The following is a 17,940-nucleotide window of genomic DNA, read 5'->3' as shown; positions in this document are numbered from 1 at the left end:
TTTATCCTCGGATCGCCCAGAAAGCCAGGTTCAGCCCCGGGAATTGCCCCGCGATGTAGAACGCAAAACCGCCGGAGTTGGCCAGTTGCTGCCAATGCTCGCTGCCCCGGTCCAGTTCGTAATAGGTGGAGCCGGCGTGATACGGGATCTGCCGTGGCGCCACCGGCAGCGGCAGCAGGCCAATGCCCGGTAATTGCAGGTTGACCAGGTTGCGGATGTGCTCCACCGAGCCGACTTTGCTCTGTTGGCCGAAGTGGCCGCGCAGGGTTTCGGCGGGCACGTCGGCGCGCACCACCAGGATGAAGCTGGCGCTGTCGAGCAGGGACTTGTCGGCCAGCATCGCGACGTGGACGCCGTAGGCTTTTTCGACAATCGGAATCGGCGTGGCCTTGCTGTCGATCAGCATCGACAGCGCCTCACGCAGGGCTTGCATCACCGGCGCGAAACTCAGCGCCAAGTCATCGTGCTGGTATTGCGGGTATTCCTGGGGTCGCCGCCCGGAAGCAGTAAAGGTCGAGAACTCCCCGGCCAGACTCACCAGCTCGCTGTAGAACCGCTCGGGGTGCAACGGGCTCAACTGGCTCAAGTGCTGGATCAGCGGCTGGGCACGGTTGACCAGTTGCAGCAGCATGAAATCGGCAATCTCCGAGGCACCGCCGGCACCGGACGCCACCACTCGCCCGGCGAGGGCTTCGCCGCGCTGATGAAGCAGGCCCAGCAGTTCGCTGCGAAACGCCGCCAGGGGGTTGGAGGCGACCACATCCAGCAGCGGCGGGATGTAAGTGTCGTCGAGCACCAAAGCTCGGTCGGCACGTTTCTCCTTGATTCGTACCAGACCGATGGCGGCGTAGTCGCTGATGCCATCCTGGGCTACCAACAATCGCAGCGCCCTCGACCCCACGGCCACGGGGGCCTGGTTCTCGAACGGCGCGTTGTCGTCCCGGACTTCGCGCACCTGGCTCACGTAGCGCGCAGCGCCCAGGGCCTCGCCTTCGTCAACGGTATCTCGCGCACCGGCGCGCTTGAGCGGCAAGGCCAGGTACACCAAGCCATCGCGCAGGTTGTCATCGACATTCAGCGGGCTCGGCGCCAGGTCATCCTGGGGGATGTTGAATGGCGTGCCGTCCGGCAACAGGCCCCGCGCCGAGATGATCGCCAGTTTGCCCTGGGCCAGCAGACCCTGGTCGATCAGCAATTCGGAGAACCCCCAGGCGCCGGCCGACAACGGGCGGCTCCGGGCGTCGATGAGGTTCTCCAGGTAACGGTCATGCTGCTGAAAGTGCTGCGTTCCAATGAACATGCCTTCCGACCAGACCACACGATTGTTCCAGGACATGGGGGGCTCCGATTGCTTATTGGGCAGGGCTGGATGGGGAAACCACAACGGCGCTGCGCACGGCTCGCACGTCGAGGCTGATCTGGTATTCGGTGTATTGGCGCGGCGGGACATTCATCACCGCGCGCCACAACGATTGATCCAGCTCGCGATACCCCACCAGTACGCCGATATGGCGGGTGGCCGGGTCGAGGTCGCGCTGCAGGCTCAACTGCTGGCCGGGCTGGATCAGCACTTCGTCCTGATCGATCAGATCGGCGCCGAGCGTCGCCTGGGCCCGTTCGGCCAGTGCGAAATAATCGGAACGGCCGAAGGTGGCGGCATTTTTCAATTCGAAAATACGCACCCGGACCGGGGCTGGCTGGCCAGTGGCGCCGGGGTTGAGCCCGGCAATGGCGTGAAAGTGCAACTCGACGGCGGCCGTATCGGCCTCGGCCTCAGCCTCTTCGGGCTGGGGTTTGGCCGCATCCTTGGCACATGCGGTCAGCAGAAGCGCGGTGGCAACTGCGAGTAAAAACCTGGGAATCATCCTGCGTCCTCAATGACGTTTCAGCTATCCGTTGTTCCGTTTTTTGCTAGGAATGGTGCTATGCGATGGCGACGCTCAGCCGCGGCGCTGCCTTGTACTGTGTTCTTCGTAGGCGCGGCTGAATTCACGACCGAACAGGTCCTGGAAATCCTCTTGGGCCTCGCGGGAAATATTGCTGTAGAGCTCGGTGAACTGCTGCCAGTACTGGGCCTGTCGCGAACCACTGAAAATGCTCGACAGGCCACCGGGCTTGCCCATGCGCTCTTCAAGTTGCGCCGGCTCGAAGCGCGCCAGCAGGTGTTTGATCGCCGCTTCCACGCCGGCCATCACCGCCAATTGGTGGGCACGCAAGTCATCGAAGCTGTCGCGCACGGCCAGGTCCGGCGCCATGAACGCCTGATTGCTGTGGCGCAACAGCAACAGCAATGCTTCATCGACGTTGGGAGCGAATTTCAGCGGGTTGTTTTCCACCGGTTGAATCATCGTCTGCTGAATGCGGAACTCGCCCTTGAGGCTGCTACGGGCGCGCAAGACATCGATCAGGCCTTCGACCATCAGCCGATAACTGCGGCCGATGCTTTCCATTTGCGCCTCGGCCTGCGCCTTGTCCAGACGCACTTGATCCAGCCCGGCACCGCGCAGAAAGGCTTGCAACAGGTCGGGTTGAGAATTGTCGGCCGGGCTGACCGGATCGACCAGGCGTTCGACCACGGCCACGGGTGGTTCGCAAAGAGGTGCCGGCTCGATCGGTACGCTGATGTGAGGTACGGGCGGCGGCGCAACCTCTGTAACAGGCAGCGGGGCGATCGCCACCGGTGCAGGCTTGTCGCTGAACAGGTCCCAATCTTCCGGAATCACCGGGGCCGACACCAGCGGCGCAGGCCCGGCCACGGGCGTTGGGACGGGGATCGGGGTCGGTGGGCGGAAGTCGTGCTGCTCGGCCGGGACATGGTCGGGCTGAGTGGCCGGCGGGACGCTGGCCGGCGTCAGAAAGTCGAACAGGTCCGGCATCGTGTCCATGGCCGATACGCCCTGAAAATGTGCAGGTGGTGCCACGGGCAACGACGTCGGCGTATTCACGACGGCGCCCTGACGCCCCATCAGGGCCTCGAAGCTGCTGGACGAATCGGCGAAAGGGTTGCCGTCGGTCACCGGCAGACTGAAATCGATACGCGCCTGGATTTCATAATCACCGATGCGGATAACTTCGCCATCTTGCAACGGCTCACTGTTGCCCTTGCGCAGACGTATACCGGCCTTGACCAATTCCACACCGTTAGTGCTGTTATCAGTTAAGTAATACCGGCCATCTTTATATTGAATAACGCAATGTTTACCGGACACCAAACGCTCTGGATCGGGCAATACCCAGTCATTATCAGAATTACGGCCAATTGCCATCACGCCCTGATCCATGGATTTCTCAGGGCACTGGCCAGGGGTAATTTTGTGATAACTAGTGATAGTCAAACACAGCGACATCTTGCCTCCTTGCTGAACACTTTGCGCGCGGGCGAATCGGGATTCATTCCCGCCAGACTCGCTCCGACAACCTTGCAAAAACAACCTTGAAACCGTCTTTTAACAGCATGATTGCTGATCTTAACCGGCTTGCGTGACAAAAAACCTGCATCAGTGCCTGCTTCGACCTATCGGTCGCGCGGGTTGTTAAGCACTTCACATCTGTCACACATAGGAAATAGCTTACCTTGACAAGCCATAAGTACTACACCAAAAATGCATAACTTCTTGAATATAGATGATGGCACTTTAAGATCGCCGAATATCTAAAAGGCCATTACCCTCAAGGAAACATGTGAAGTTCCATTTGGAACTTACATGTGAACGGCCCGACTCTCGAACGGGCGATATGGAGATCAAATTCAGTGGAAGTGCCTTTGCTGCTTGCCGCCGTTTCCGCGACTTCGCCTTGTGGCGAAGATTTGGAATATGACGCGGATTTTTTGCGCCTGGAACGCGATTCCCAAGGCCAGCCCGAGCGCAGCATGGGCGATTCGATATTGCCTGCCGCCCCGCCTGAATGGCGCAGCATCCAGCAGCAAAGTCTGGATTTGTTGCAACGCAGCAAAGACCTGCGTATCACCCATTTCCTTTTGCAAAGCTCCCTTGCCCTCGAAGGCGTCACCGGCCTGGCTCGCGTCCTGACACTGATCAGCGAATTGCTCAAGCAATACTGGGCCGACCTGCATCCGCGCCTGGATGCCGAAGACAACAACGACCCCACCGTGCGCATCAATGCCCTCGCCGGCCTGACGTCCGATGCCACCATTCGCCTGCTGCGCGAAAGCATCCTGGCCCGTTCGCGAACCTTTGGTGCTGTCAGCCTGCGCGCCGCCGCCAATGCCAGCGGCCTGCAAAGCTTCCCTGACGAAAGCCTCGGCGCCGAGCAGCTCGCCGGGGCGTTCCTGGACAGCGATCCCGAACAGTTGGAAATCACCCGCGCCGCTTTGCACGAGGCCCGCAGCGTCGCCGAGGCCATCGAGCAACAGGTCAGCGAACAAATCGGTTCCGCCCAGGGCGTTGACCTTGGCCCATTGAAGCAACCGCTCAAAATGGCCTTGCAGATTCTCGGCCAGTTCGCCCCCCAGAACGGCGACAGCCCCTTGCCCGATACTCTCAGCGAAGACAGCACCGCGCCGGTTGAATACGCCACCACACCGAGCGCACCGCGCAGTACCGGCACTGGCGAAATCAACAACCGCGACGACGTGCTGCGCAGCCTGGACCGGATTCTTGCGTACTACACCCGTCATGAGCCCTCCAGCCCACTGCCGGTGCTGTTGAACCGGGCGAAGCATCTGGTGCACGCCGACTTTGCGGCCATCGTGCGCAACCTGATTCCCGATGGCATGAGCCAATTTGAAAACCTGCGCGGACCAGACAGCGAATAAAAGCGAACGGATCACGCAGTCACGTCACCGGTACCACCGATGACGCCAACACCGTCGCTTGAGCGACCAGGAGCAGCAACGTGGCGAAGCAAAGTTCTCAGAAATTCATCGCGCGCAACCGTGCGCCTCGAGTGCAGATCGAGTACGACGTCGAGCTCTACGGCGCCGAGAAAAAGGTCCAGTTGCCCTTCGTCATGGGCGTCATGGCGGACCTCGCCGGCAAGCCCGCCGAGCCTCTGGCACCTGTGGCCGATCGCAAGTTCCTGGAGGTGGATGTCGACAACTTCGACTCACGCCTCAAGGCCATGCAGCCACGCGTCGCGTTCCACGTGCCCAACGAGCTGACCGGCGAAGGCAACCTGAGCCTGGACATCACCTTTGAAAGCATGGACGACTTCAGCCCGGCCGCTGTGGCGCGCAAAGTCGACTCGCTGAACAAGTTGCTCGAAGCGCGCACCCAACTGGCCAACCTGCTGACCTACATGGACGGCAAGACCGGTGCCGAAGAAATCATCATGAAGGCCATCAAGGATCCGGCGCTGCTCCAGGCGCTTGCCAGTGCGCCGAAGCCAGCCGAGCCTCAGGCTTAATCAGGACGAATGATCATGACCGATTCAGTACGTGCAGACGCTCAGACACTGAGCACCACCGAAGAAGCCAGCGAGTTCGCCTCCCTGCTGCTGCAAGAATTCAAACCCAAGACCGAACGCGCTCGCGAAGCCGTCGAGACCGCCGTGCGCACCTTGGCCGAACAGGCCCTGGCGCAGACCGACCTGGTGTCCAACGACGCCATCAAGTCGATCGAGTCAATCATCGCCGCCATCGACGCCAAGCTCACCGCCCAGGTCAACCAGGTCATCCACCACCCCGATTTCCAGCAACTGGAAAGCGCTTGGCGTGGCCTGCATTACCTGGTCAACAACACCGAGAGCGATGAGCAACTGAAGATTCGCGTGCTCAACATCTCCAAGACCGACCTGCACAAGACCCTGAAGAAATTCAAGGGCACCGCGTGGGACCAGAGCCCGATCTTCAAGAAGATGTACGAAGAAGAATACGGCCAGTTCGGCGGCGAACCTTACGGTTGCCTGGTGGGCGATTACTACTTCGACCAGTCGCCGCCGGACGTGGAACTGCTGGGCGAACTGTCGAAAGTCTGCGCCGCCATGCACTCGCCATTCATCGCAGCCGCATCGCCGACCGTGATGGGCATGGGCTCGTGGCAGGAACTGTCGAACCCGCGCGATCTGACCAAAATCTTCACCACCCCGGAATACGCCGGCTGGCGCTCGCTGCGCGAATCGGAAGACTCGCGCTACATCGGCCTGACCATGCCGCGCTTCCTCGCGCGTCTGCCGTATGGTGCCAAGACCGATCCGGTGGAGGCCTTCGCCTTCGAAGAAAGCACCGACGGTGCCGACAGCTCCAAGTACACCTGGGCCAACGCCGCTTACGCAATGGCGGTGAACATCAACCGTTCGTTCAAACACTTCGGCTGGTGCTCGCGCATTCGTGGCGTGGAGTCTGGCGGTGAAGTGGAAAACCTGCCGGCGCACACCTTCCCGACTGACGATGGTGGCGTGGACATGAAGTGCCCGACCGAAATCGCCATTTCGGACCGCCGCGAAGCGGAACTGGCGAAGAACGGTTTCATGCCGCTGCTGCACAAGAAAAACACCGACTTCGCCGCGTTCATCGGCGCCCAGTCGTTGCAGAAACCGGCCGAGTACGACGACCCGGATGCCACCGCCAACGCCAACCTGGCCGCGCGCCTGCCGTACCTGTTCGCCACCTGCCGTTTCGCTCATTACTTGAAGTGCATCGTGCGCGACAAGATCGGCTCCTTCAAAGAGAAGGACGAAATGCAGCGTTGGTTGCAGGACTGGATCCTCAACTACGTCGACGGTGACCCGGCGCATTCCACCGAAACCACCAAGGCCCAGCACCCATTGGCTGCGGCCGAAGTGATCGTCGAGGACGTGGAAGGCAACCCGGGGTACTACAACTCCAGGTTCTACCTGCGCCCGCACTATCAGCTCGAAGGTCTGACCGTGTCGCTGCGCCTGGTATCCAAGCTGCCTTCGGCCAAAGGCGCATAAAAACCTGCGGCGGCACGCTTGTGTGGGAGCCGGGCTTGCCCGCGATGGCATCAACGCGGTTCTGCTGAAAACCGCAGTGCCTGCATCGCGGGCAAGCCCGGCTCCCACAGGTTCTGTGCCTTGACTGGCATTGGACCAGGCTCGAGAAAGCGTGATTCTGCAGGTGCTTTGAACAGATTTCGCAAGGTCGGCGTTAACCAAACAATGTGGTAGTGACCACACAGGGAGAAAACATGGCTGTTGATATTTTCATCAAGATCGGCGACATCAAGGGCGAGTCCATGGACAAGGCCCACAAGGACGAGATCGACGTCTTGAACTGGAGCTGGGGCATGTCTCAGTCCGGCAACATGCACGTGGGCAGCGGTGGTGGTGCCGGCAAGGTGAACATCCAGGACCTGTCGCTGACCAAGTACGTCGACAAAGCCTCACCGAACCTGATGATGCACTGCGCCAGCGGCAAGCACATCGACAAGGTCAAGCTGACCGTGCGCAAGGCCGGTGGCGAAAGCCAGGTCGAGTACATGATCATCAACCTGGAAGAAGTGCTGGTCACTTCCCTGAGCACCGGCGGCTCGGGTAGCGATGATCGCCTGACCGAAAACCTCACCCTGAACTTCGCCAAGGTGCTGGTGGACTACCAGCCGCAAAAAGCCGACGGCACCAAGGAAGGCGGGCCGGTCAAGTTCGGCTGGAACATCCGCCAGAACGTCAAGGTGTAATCGAAGATGCCCCCGGTGTTATGCGCCGGGGGTGTTTTGGTGCTTGCTCGAATCCAATCCTTTCCTATCCGGTGTCTGAGTCATGGCCAAGCCTTCGTTTATTAATTTGTGGAAAGCGTATTCCGATCTGCTGATTAAGTACCCTGACGCAAAGCCCTGTGAAGGGCCTTGGGCAAACCAGTGTGCTATCCGCATGAGCATGACGCTCAATGCAGAGCTGACCATCAAGGTCAACAAATCCACCTATACCGAACCCAAATGTGCACATGAGCACGCCAGGGGTGCCGAATCACTGGCGAACTGGTTGTGGAAGCATCATCTGGGGCGGCCACAGATTCTCGGTGGCAGTGCCGAAGAACGCCGCAAGTTGCAAGACAAGACCGGGCTCATCTTCTTCAAGGATTGTTTTCAGCAGGTAGGAGAGTCACCGGACGGTCGCACCGGCGATCATATCGACCTATGGAATCGTGGCTTGACCATTGGCCGCTACAACGACCCTGCCTACCGATCCAAAGCCATCTGGTTCTGGGAGCTGACATGATCAAATCCAGCCGAAACCTGGCGGCCTTGTGCTGCGTGTTGTCGAGCCTGTGGGCGTGCGCCGGCCAGCAAACTACTCCAGCTTCCGAGGATCAAGTCGTCACCTTGGGCGGACAACGATTGATGCTGGAGAACGACCAGCAGCAATGCATGTTGCGTCAACCAGATCAGAGCATGCTAGCCCTCGAAATGCCATGGCCTTGCCAGTTTGCGGTCGACCGACAGGGCAAGGCTCACATTGAATCCTTCAACAACGTACCGATCGTGATCGTGCTGCATGTGAACGTTGACCCCGCGAACAGTCGTGAATGCCGGTCCGAGTACCGCGCCATTCGTCAAATCAACGGCCAGCTCGAACCTTCGATCGTCGCACGCAGTGCCAGTTGCGTGCGCGGTGCAGGTGATCAGAAAGACTACACAGCGCTTTTCACTTGGTAAGCGACTTCACATGCAATCGCCCACGATTTTGCGTATCACTCATGACAGGTTGGCTTTGAGGGTTGAAATGACTAAGCGAACCCTGTTGATTCTGCTCACTAGCGGCCTCCTGTTGAGCGCTAATGCCTGGGCCGAACAAAAGCAACTCGCGGCACCCAGCAACCAAGTCATTTTTGCCGGACAAACATTGACTCTGGAAAACCACGATCAGCAATGTGCGTTACGCAAACAGGACCAAAGCCTCTTGAAACTGGACATGCCGTGGCCGTGTTTTCTGAGCGTCGACCGCAAGGGGCAGCCACGGGTCGAAACCTTCAACAACGCCCAAATCATTATCGTGGAGCACTCCACGCCCGAGCCCCCTCCGAGCCGTGATTGTGACGCTCGGTATCAGGCCATCCGCCAAATCAAGGGCCAGCCCATGGAAGTGTCGAAAGTCGCTCATAGTGCTGGCTGCATGACCGGCGTCATGGACCAGAAAAGTTTCGTGGCGCATTTCTCGTGGTAACCGAAATCGCCACCCGCGATCGCCTGCAACCGTCCCTGCTGGACCGGTTGACCGACGACGACCCGAGCAACCTCAAGGAAAGCGCCGACAAGCGCGTGCTCTCCCTGACCCAACTGAAAGCTTCGGTGCTGCGTGACCTGGCGTGGCTGCTCAACACCACTTCGTTGCTCAGCGCCGATGCGACGTTGCACACCCCGGCCGGCACGTCGGTGGTCAACTTCGGGCTGCCGGCGCTGGCCGGCAACAGTGCGTCGAACGTCGATATCGCGGCGCTTGAAGCGCTGATCCACCAGGCCATCGCCACCTTCGAACCGCGGATTCTGCGTAACACCTTGCGCGTGCGGGCCCGGGCATCCGCCGAGATGAACCACAACGCCCTGAGTTTCGAGATCGAAGGCGATCTCTGGGCGCAGCCAGTGCCGCTGCGCCTGATGCTGCAGACCGACCTGGACCTGGAATCCGGCCATGTGCGAGTGATCAACGCCGAACAGCGGAGACGCTCATGAACCCGCGCCTGCTGGAACTGTACAACCAGGAATTGCACCACGTGCGCGAAAGCGCGGCGGAGTTCGCCCAGGAATACCCGAAAATCGCCAGTCGGCTGACGTTGTCCGGCATGGACTGCGCCGACCCGTACGTCGAGCGCTTGCTGGAAGGTTTTGCTTATCTGACGGCGCGGGTACAACTCAAGCTCGATGCCGAATACCCGACCTTCACCCACAACCTGCTGGAAATCGCGTACCCCCATTACCTGGCGCCGACACCGTCGATGACCGTGGTGCAATTGCAGGCCGACCCCGATGAAGGCTCGCTGAGCAGTGGCTTCCCGCTGCCCCGGGACACGGTCCTGCGCGCCGCCCTGGGCCGCGAAACCCAAACCTGCTGCGAGTACCGCACCGCCCACGCGGTGACGTTGTGGCCGTTGCAAGTCAGCCAGGCCGAGTACTTCGGCAACCCGTCCGCCATGCTCGGGCGCCTGGCCGCCAGTGAACCCAAGGCCAAGGCCGGCCTGCGCCTGACCCTGCGCACCGGCGCCGAACTACCGTTCAACAGTCTGGCCCTGGACAACCTGCCGCTGTACCTCAACGGAGCAGACGAGCAGCCCTTCCGCCTCTACGAACAGCTGCTGGGTAACGTCTGCGCCGTGTTCGCCCGTCAGCCCGGCGGTAACTGGGTGGAGCGCCTGCCGCAGGACGCACTGCGCTCCCAGGGATTCGACGATACCGACGCCGCGCTGCCAGTGGTCTCGCGGGCCTTCCAGGGCTATCGCCTGTTGCAGGAATACTTCGCCCTGCCCCACCGTTTTCTGTTTGTCGACTTCACCCAATTGAGCCGGGCGGTCAAACGCTGCGACGGCCAGGAACTGGAATTGATCGTGCTGTTCGACCGTCACGATCCGAGCCTGGAAGGCAGCGTCGGAGCCGCGCAGTTCCTGCCATTCTGCACCCCGGCCATCAACCTGTTTCCCAAGCGCCTGGATCGCATTCACTTGTCGGAACGGGTCAATGAACACCATGTGATCGCCGACCGCACCCGGCCGATGGATTTCGAGATTCATTCCCTGACCACCCTCACCGGCCACGGCACCGGGTCGGAGCAGCCTTTTTTGCCGTTCTATGCGGTACGCGATCCGTCTCGCTACGGTCGCGACCAGGCCTGGTACACGGTGCGGCGCGAACCCCGCGTGCTGTCCAGCGGCCAGCGGCGTAACGGCCCGCGCTCGACTTACATCGGCAGCGAAACCTTCGTCAGCCTGGTGGACAGCCAGCAGGCGCCTTATCGTCACGACTTGCGCCAACTGGGCGTAACAGCGTTGTGCACCAACCGCGACCTGCCGCTGTTCATGAGTGTGGGCAACAGCAAGACCGACTTCACCCTGGCCGACAGCGCACCTGTCGCGGCGGTGCGCTGCGTGGCAGGCCCGAGCCGTCCACGCGCCAGCCATGCCCACGATGCCAAGGCCTGGCGGTTGATCAGCCAGCTCTCGCTGAATTACTTGTCCCTCAGCGAGCAAGGCCAGGGCGCCGCCGCCCTGCGCGAACTGCTGCGCCTGTATGGCGATAGCAACGACGCGGCGCTGCAATTGCAGATCGAAGGCCTGCGCGAAGTCAGCAGCAAGGCCTGCACCCGACGCCTGCCGATGCCCGGCCCGATCGTGTTTGGTCGTGGCCTGGAGATCACCCTGGAATTCGATGAAAACGCGTTTCGCGGCACTGGGGTCTTCTTGCTCGGTGCAGTGTTCGAACGCTTCCTGGCACGCTACGTGTCGATCAACAGTTTTACCGAGACGGTGATCCGTACCACCGAACGCGGCGAGATCATGCGATGGAAAGCCAAGCCAGGACGCCGTCCGACCCTGTGAGTACTCTGGACGCGATGCACCAGGAGCCCTGGGAATACGACTTCTTCCAGGCGTTGCGGCGCATCGAGTGCGAATCGCCTGAACTGCCGCGCCTGGGCCATTCGTTGCGTCTGGCCGATGATCCGCTGCGCCTTGGGCAACAAGCCGATTGCACCTTCGCCCCGGCGACCCTGGCGTCGGTACAGCCGGGCGTCGACGGTGCGCCGGCGCGCCTGGAGCAGTTCTTTTTCGGCCTCGGCGGCCCCAACGGCCCATTGCCGCTGCACCTCACCGAATATGTGCGCGAACGCCAGCGCAACAACGCCGACAGCACCAGTAAACGCTTCCTGGATGTGTTCCATCACCGTCTGCTGAGCCTGTTTTACCGGGCCTGGGCCGAAGCGCGGCCGACGGTCAGCCATGACCGCCCGGACGATGACTACTGGTCGGCACGCCTGGCAGCACTGAGCGGCCGGGGCATGCCGAGCCTGCTCAAACAAGGGCTGATCCCTGATACGGCGAAGTTGCACTACAGCGGTCATCTGTCGGCACAAACCCGCTACCCGGATGGTTTGAAGGCCATTCTCAGCGAGTACTTCGGCCTGCCGGTGGAGATCGAAGAGTACGTCGGCCAATGGCTGGAACTGCCGGAACGCAGCCGCGTGGGCGCCAGCGCTCATCGATTGGGCGTGGATTTTTGCCTGGGCCGTTACGTCTGGGATCGCCAGCACAAATTCCGCATTCGCCTGGGGCCACTCAAGCTGGATGACTACATGAGCATGCTGCCCGGTAGCCAACCCTTCAATGAGCTGGTGGCCTGGGTAGCCGAATACCTGGGCCATGAACTGGACTGGGACCTGAACCTGGTTCTGAAACAGCCCGAAGTACCGGCGCTGCAACTCAATCGCCAGTTCCGCCTGGGTTTCAATACCTGGCTGGGCAAGCCCGAAAAAGATGCCAAGGACTTAATACTGGCCCGGCATTACGCCGAGCAGGCCAACACCTCACACACCTCAAGGAGCCAAGAGCATGGGTGAAATCAGTCGCGCCGCGTTGTTCGGCAAACTCAACAGCGTGGCCTACAAAGCCATCGAAGCCGCCACCGTGTTCTGCAAGTTGCGCGGTAACCCTTATGTGGAACTGGCCCACTGGTTTCATCAGTTGCTGCAATTGCAGGACTCGGACCTGCACCGCCTCATCCGCCAGTTCAATATCGAGCCGGCGCGCCTGGCCCGGGACCTGACCGACGCCCTGGACCGTTTGCCACGGGGCTCGACTTCAATCACTGACTTGTCCTCCCATGTGGAAGAAGCCGTGGAGCGTGGCTGGGTCTACGGCAGCCTGATGTTCGGCGAAAGCCAGGTGCGTACCGGTTACCTGGTGCTGGGCATCCTCAAGACGCCGAGCCTGCGCCATGGGCTACTGGGGCTGTCGGCAGAGTTTGACAAGATCAAGGCCGAGGCCCTGAGCGAGCGTTTTGATGAATACGTCGGTGACTCGCCGGAAAATGCGCTCAGCGCCAGTGATGGTTTCAACGCCGGCAGCGTGCCTGGCGAAGCCAGCGGCGCCATGGCCCCCAGCGCCATGGGCAAGCAGGAAGCGCTCAAGCGTTTTACCGTCGACCTCACCGAGCAGGCTCGCAGCGGCAAGCTTGACCCGATTGTCGGGCGTGACGAAGAGATCCGCCAACTGGTGGACATCCTCATGCGCCGTCGGCAGAACAACCCGATTCTGACCGGTGAAGCCGGCGTCGGTAAAACCGCCGTGGTCGAAGGTTTTGCCCTGCGCATCGTCGCCGGTGACGTGCCGCCGGCGCTCAAGGATGTGGAATTGCGCAGCCTCGACGTTGGCCTGTTGCAGGCCGGCGCAAGCATGAAAGGTGAATTCGAACAGCGCCTGCGCCAGGTCATCGAAGACGTTCAGGCCTCGCCAAAACCGATCATCCTGTTTATCGACGAAGCCCACACGCTGGTCGGTGCCGGTGGCGCCGCCGGTACCGGGGACGCGGCCAACCTGCTCAAACCCGCCTTGGCCCGAGGCACCCTGCGCACCGTGGCGGCCACGACCTGGGCCGAGTACAAGAAGCACATCGAGAAAGACCCGGCCCTGACCCGTCGCTTCCAGGTGGTGCAAGTCGCCGAACCGTCCGAAGACAAGGCGCTGTTGATGATGCGCGGCGTGGCCTCGACCATGGAGAAACACCATCAGGTGCAGATCCTTGACGAAGCCCTGGAAGCCTCGGTCAAGCTGTCCCATCGCTATATCCCGGCGCGCCAGTTGCCGGACAAATCCGTGAGCCTGCTGGACACCGCTTGCGCCCGGGTCGCCATCAGCCTGCACGCCGTGCCGGCCGAAGTGGACGACAGCCGTCGCCGCATCGAGGCGCTGGAAACCGAACTGCAAATCATCGCCCGCGAGCACGCCATCGGCATCGTCATCGGCGCCCGCCAGAGCAACAGCGAAAACCTGCTGGCCGCCGAGCGCGAACGCCTGGCCGAACTGGAAAGCCGCTGGGCCGAAGAGAAAACCCTGGTGGACGAATTGCTCGCCACCCGCGCCACCCTGCGCGAAAGCGTCGGCGTGGTAGACCGCGACGTTGGCACCGAAGACAGCCACGTCCTGCGCGAGAAACTGGTGGACCTGCAACAGCGCCTCAGCGCCCTGCAAGGCGAAACCCCGTTGATCCTGCCGACCGTGGATTACCAGGCCGTGGCCTCGGTGGTTGCCGACTGGACGGGTATTCCGGTGGGCCGCATGGCCCGTAACGAACTGGAAACGGTGCTCAACCTCGACCAGCACCTGAAGAAACGCATCATCGGCCAGGACCATGCCCTGCAGATGATCGCCAAACGCATCCAGACCTCCCGCGCCGGCCTCGACAACCCGAGCAAGCCGATTGGCGTGTTCATGCTCGCGGGCACTTCCGGCGTGGGCAAGACCGAAACCGCCCTGGCGCTGGCCGAAGCCATGTACGGCGGTGAGCAGAACGTCATCACCATCAACATGAGTGAATTCCAGGAAGCCCACACCGTGTCCACCCTCAAGGGCGCGCCACCGGGCTACGTTGGCTATGGCGAAGGCGGCGTGCTGACCGAAGCCGTGCGGCGCAAACCCTACAGCGTGGTGCTGCTGGACGAGGTGGAAAAAGCCCACCCGGACGTGCACGAGATTTTCTTCCAGGTCTTCGACAAAGGCGTGATGGAGGACGGCGAAGGCCGGGTGATCGACTTCAAGAACACCTTGATCCTGCTGACCACCAACGCTGGCACCGAGTTGATTGCCCAGGTCTGCAAAGACCCGCAAAGCGTGCCCGAGCCCGAAGAGATCGCCAAGGCCCTGCGCCAGCCGCTGCTGGAGATTTTCCCGCCGGCATTGTTGGGCCGCTTGGTGACCATTCCGTACTACCCGCTCAGCGACGAGATGCTCAAGGCCATTACCCGCCTGCAACTCAACCGCATCAAAAAGCGCGTGGAGAACACCCACAAAGTGGCCTTCGATTACGACGACGCGGTGATCGACCTGATCGTCTCCCGTTGCACCGAAACCGAAAGCGGTGGGCGGATGATCGACACCATCCTGACCAACAGCCTGTTGCCGGACATGAGCCGCGAGTTCCTCACCCGCATGCTCGAAGGCAAAGCGCTGGCAGGCGTGCGGATCAGCGCCCGGGATAACGAATTGCACTACGACTTCAGCGACGCCGCATAGCCCCTGGAGGAATGCGGTCAGTGTGGGAGCTGGCTTGCCTGCGATTGCGGTGTGACATTCAGCATTGATGTCGACTGATATACCGCTATCGCAGGCAAGCCAGCTCCCACATTTGATCCGGTTCCGGCAGGGAGAAAGCGGCGCGGCGATTACAACGTTTACGGGATAACTGATGCTATTCAAGCAACTCTCACGCCTGGCAAAAATCACCAGCCCCCTGGGGCCGGATGTGCTGTTGCTCAAGGACATGGGCGGCGGCGAAGAGCTGGGGCGGCTGTTCAACTATGAGCTGCAACTGCACTCGCTGGACAACGCCATCGACCTCAACCAGTTGCTGGGCAAACCCATGTGCCTGAGCCTGCAACTGGACGGCGGTGGCGAGCGCTATTTCCATGGCATCGTTGCCCGTTGCAGCCAGAACGTCGACCAGGGTCAGTTCGCCAGCTACCAGGCCACGCTGCGGCCTTGGCTTTGGCTGCTGACCCGCACCTCCGATTGCCGGATTTTCCAGAACCTGACCATCCCGCAGATCATCAAGCAGGTTTTTCGCGACCTGGGTTTTTCCGACTTCGAAGATGCCCTGAGCCGGCCCTATCGCGAGTGGGAATACTGCGTGCAGTATCGCGAAACCAGCTTTGATTTCGTCAGCCGCCTGATGGAGCAGGAAGGGATCTACTACTTCTTCCGCCATGAACAGGGTCGTCATGTGCTGGTGCTGGCCGATGCCTATGGCGCCCACACCAGCGTGCCCGGCTACGCTTCGGTGCCCTACTACCCCAAGAATGAACAGCAGCGCGAACGCGATCACATTCACGACTGGCGCCTGGCCCAGGAAGTCCAGCCGGGTTCGCTGGAACTTAACGACTATGACTTCCAGCGCCCCAGCGCGCGAATTGACGTGCGCTCGGCCATGCCTCGTCCGCACACCGCCGGCGACTATCCGCTGTACGACTATCCCGGCACTTATGTGCAAAGCGCAGACGGCGAACATTACGCCCGCACCCGCATCGAAGCCTTGCAGACCCTGCACGAACAGGTCGAGTTCGCCGGCAACGCCCGGGGCCTGGGGTCGGGACATTTGTTCAGCCTCACGGGCTTCAGCCGCCAGGACCAGAACCGCGAATACCTGATCGTCGGCGCCCGTTACTACGTCGCCCAGGAAAGCGGGGAAACCGGCGGCGCTGGCGCTTCGGCGCAGTTCGAAAGCAGCCTGACCTGCATCGACGCGCAACAAAGCTACCGTCCCCTGCCCAACACCCACCGCCCTATCGTCAAAGGCCCGCAGACCGCACTGGTGGTTGGCCCCAAGGGCGAGGAAATCTGGACCGACCAGTTCGGCCGGGTGAAGGTGCATTTCTATTGGGACCGCCACGACCAGTCCAACGAAAACAGTTCGTGCTGGATTCGCGTGTCGCAATCCTGGGCCGGTAAAAACTGGGGCTCGATGCAGATCCCGCGGATCGGCCAGGAAGTGATCGTCAGCTTCCTCGAAGGCGACCCGGACCGGCCGATCATCACTGGCCGCGTCTACAACGCCGAACAAACCGTGCCTTACGACTTGCCGGAAAACGCCACCCAAAGCGGCATGAAAAGCCGTTCGAGCAAGGGCGGCACACCGGCGAACTTCAACGAAATCCGCATGGAAGACAAGAAAGGCGCCGAGCAGCTGTACATCCATGCCGAGCGCAATCAGGACATCGTGGTCGAGGTGGATGAAAGCCACTCGGTGGGCCACGACCGCAACAAGAGCATTGGGCATAACGAGACGGTGACCATCGGCAACAACCGCCTGCGTATCGTCAAACAGGAAGACATTCTTTCGGTGGGCCAGCGCAAGACCGACAGCATCAGCCAGAGCTACGTCATTGAAGTGGGCGAGAACCTGCGGCTGGTTTGTGGTGAAAGCATCCTGGAGCTCAATGCCAGCGGCCAGATCAACCTGACCGGCGTGCAAATCAGTTTCTATGCCAGCGGTGATGCCGAGATCAACACCGGCGGCGTGCTGCACCTGAACAACGGCGGCGGCGCTGGCGCCACGCCTGATGGTCAGGGCGTCAAGGCCAGCATCGACGCCAACATTAACGCCGCGTTTCCCAAGCCCAAGGGCTAATCACGAGATCTGTGTTCCATGACTTACCGAATCAATGAATTCCAGTTCCAACTGCCGGCAGGCGAACTGCAAGACGCGTCGATCAACATCCTCAAGTTCCCTGAACTGGGCACTTCGCTGATTGTCAGCCGCAGCTTGCTGGCCGAGGGCGAAACCTTGCAAAGCAACTTCGACGACCAGCTCAAGCGTCTGGAAAAACAGGTGCAAGACTTGCGTTTTCAACCGGGCGTCGTCGTGCGTCTGGGCGCCAGCCAGGAAGTCGAAGGCATCGAGTTGCGCAGCCAGTTCAACAAGGGCAACGACAAAGTCTTCCAATATCAGTTGGCACTGGTGTTGCCCGGCACCCGCAAAATGCTTGCCCTGAGCTACGTGAAAGCCGAGAAACTTGGCGATGCCGAAGCCGCGCATTGGGCGACCATCAAGAGTTCGCTGTTGTTCGACGTTCCGGCCTGATGAGCACCCTGCATGTCTGATGCACTCTGGGCCGCCCGACTGGGCGACGCGCTCGATCACACCTCGATGATGGCCGACATCCTCGGCGGTGTGCTCGAGGTCGCGGCCAACATCGCGATCACCGCGCTGGCCACCGCCGCCGTGGTGGCGGCCACCGGCATCACCGTCGTCACTGGCGGGTTGGGGTGCATCGTGCTCGGCCTGGTGGTGGGCACGATCGTCGGCCTTGCCATGAGCAAGACCG

Annotated in this window: 17 protein-coding genes; 14 read left to right on the top strand and 3 right to left on the bottom strand. The window is 61.1% G+C overall.

Annotation, left to right across the window (positions count from 1 at the left end; all coding sequences use genetic code 11):
- Position 1: 1 nt before the first annotated feature.
- From tssK to tagH, 3 genes are all read right to left on the bottom strand, one after another.
- Positions 2 to 1,336, bottom strand: coding sequence for a type VI secretion system baseplate subunit TssK (gene tssK, locus PMI18_RS28310; RefSeq protein WP_007894507.1), 1,335 nt, complete (start codon positions 1,334 to 1,336; stop codon positions 2 to 4).
- A gap of 16 nt (positions 1,337 to 1,352) precedes the next feature.
- Positions 1,353 to 1,865, bottom strand: a complete 513-nt coding sequence (gene tssJ, locus PMI18_RS28315; protein ID WP_007894506.1) for a type VI secretion system lipoprotein TssJ — start codon at positions 1,863 to 1,865, stop codon at positions 1,353 to 1,355.
- Between the two features lie 75 nt (positions 1,866 to 1,940).
- On the bottom strand, positions 1,941 to 3,347 hold the full coding sequence (tagH, locus tag PMI18_RS28320) for a type VI secretion system-associated FHA domain protein TagH (RefSeq protein ID WP_007894503.1): 1,407 nt from the start codon (positions 3,345 to 3,347) through the stop codon (positions 1,941 to 1,943).
- A 404-nt stretch (positions 3,348 to 3,751) separates the two neighbouring features.
- Between tagH and tssA the strand changes: the two genes are divergently transcribed.
- From tssA to PMI18_RS28390, 14 genes are all read left to right on the top strand, one after another.
- Positions 3,752 to 4,777: a type VI secretion system protein TssA gene (tssA, locus tag PMI18_RS28325; RefSeq protein ID WP_007894502.1), complete on the top strand. Its 1,026-nt coding sequence runs from the start codon at positions 3,752 to 3,754 to the stop codon at positions 4,775 to 4,777.
- 80 nt (positions 4,778 to 4,857) lie between these two features.
- The gene (gene tssB / locus PMI18_RS28330) at positions 4,858 to 5,367 is read left to right on the top strand and encodes a type VI secretion system contractile sheath small subunit (RefSeq protein ID WP_007894500.1); all 510 of its coding nucleotides are present in this window, start codon (positions 4,858 to 4,860) and stop codon (positions 5,365 to 5,367) included.
- A 15-nt stretch (positions 5,368 to 5,382) separates the two neighbouring features.
- Positions 5,383 to 6,876, top strand: a complete 1,494-nt coding sequence (gene tssC / locus PMI18_RS28335; RefSeq protein WP_007894498.1) for a type VI secretion system contractile sheath large subunit — start codon at positions 5,383 to 5,385, stop codon at positions 6,874 to 6,876.
- A 233-nt stretch (positions 6,877 to 7,109) separates the two neighbouring features.
- Positions 7,110 to 7,598 carry an Hcp family type VI secretion system effector gene (locus PMI18_RS28340; RefSeq protein WP_007894494.1) on the top strand — a complete coding sequence of 163 codons (489 nt, stop codon included), beginning with the start codon at positions 7,110 to 7,112 and terminating at the stop codon, positions 7,596 to 7,598.
- A gap of 82 nt (positions 7,599 to 7,680) precedes the next feature.
- Complete coding sequence (locus PMI18_RS28345) at positions 7,681 to 8,139, top strand: T6SS effector amidase Tae4 family protein (RefSeq protein WP_007894486.1); 459 nt, start codon at positions 7,681 to 7,683, stop codon at positions 8,137 to 8,139.
- Positions 8,136 to 8,576 (top strand): hypothetical protein, encoded by a 441-nt coding sequence (locus PMI18_RS28350; RefSeq protein WP_007894484.1) that lies wholly within the window; start codon positions 8,136 to 8,138, stop codon positions 8,574 to 8,576. Before PMI18_RS28345 ends, PMI18_RS28350 begins: the two co-directional genes overlap by 4 nt.
- 10 nt (positions 8,577 to 8,586) lie before the next feature.
- The gene (locus PMI18_RS28355) at positions 8,587 to 9,084 is read left to right on the top strand and encodes a hypothetical protein (RefSeq protein WP_238542568.1); all 498 of its coding nucleotides are present in this window, start codon (positions 8,587 to 8,589) and stop codon (positions 9,082 to 9,084) included.
- The gene (gene tssE, locus PMI18_RS28360) at positions 9,078 to 9,590 is read left to right on the top strand and encodes a type VI secretion system baseplate subunit TssE (RefSeq protein WP_007894480.1); all 513 of its coding nucleotides are present in this window, start codon (positions 9,078 to 9,080) and stop codon (positions 9,588 to 9,590) included. The genes PMI18_RS28355 and tssE overlap by 7 nt, the downstream gene beginning before the upstream one ends.
- On the top strand, positions 9,587 to 11,446 hold the full coding sequence (gene tssF / locus PMI18_RS28365; protein ID WP_007894477.1) for a type VI secretion system baseplate subunit TssF: 1,860 nt from the start codon (positions 9,587 to 9,589) through the stop codon (positions 11,444 to 11,446). Before tssE ends, tssF begins: the two co-directional genes overlap by 4 nt.
- Complete coding sequence (tssG, locus tag PMI18_RS28370; RefSeq protein WP_007894475.1) at positions 11,410 to 12,462, top strand: type VI secretion system baseplate subunit TssG; 1,053 nt, start codon at positions 11,410 to 11,412, stop codon at positions 12,460 to 12,462. The genes tssF and tssG overlap by 37 nt, the downstream gene beginning before the upstream one ends.
- Complete coding sequence (gene tssH / locus PMI18_RS28375) at positions 12,455 to 15,133, top strand: type VI secretion system ATPase TssH (protein ID WP_007894471.1); 2,679 nt, start codon at positions 12,455 to 12,457, stop codon at positions 15,131 to 15,133. Before tssG ends, tssH begins: the two co-directional genes overlap by 8 nt.
- Positions 15,134 to 15,305: 172 nt before the next feature.
- Positions 15,306 to 17,243 (top strand): type VI secretion system Vgr family protein, encoded by a 1,938-nt coding sequence (locus tag PMI18_RS28380; protein ID WP_007894468.1) that lies wholly within the window; start codon positions 15,306 to 15,308, stop codon positions 17,241 to 17,243.
- 18 nt (positions 17,244 to 17,261) lie between these two features.
- Entirely contained in the window at positions 17,262 to 17,696 is a 435-nt protein-coding gene (locus PMI18_RS28385; RefSeq protein WP_007894466.1) for a DcrB-related protein, read from the top strand.
- A 12-nt stretch (positions 17,697 to 17,708) separates the two neighbouring features.
- A partial coding sequence (locus PMI18_RS28390; RefSeq protein WP_007894463.1) for a hypothetical protein occupies positions 17,709 to 17,940 on the top strand: 232 nt, incomplete at its 3' end.

This window comes from Pseudomonas sp. GM102, from assembly GCF_000282555.1.
Lineage (GTDB): Bacteria > Pseudomonadota > Gammaproteobacteria > Pseudomonadales > Pseudomonadaceae > Aquipseudomonas.
This window is presented reverse-complemented; position numbering and strand designations above follow the sequence as displayed.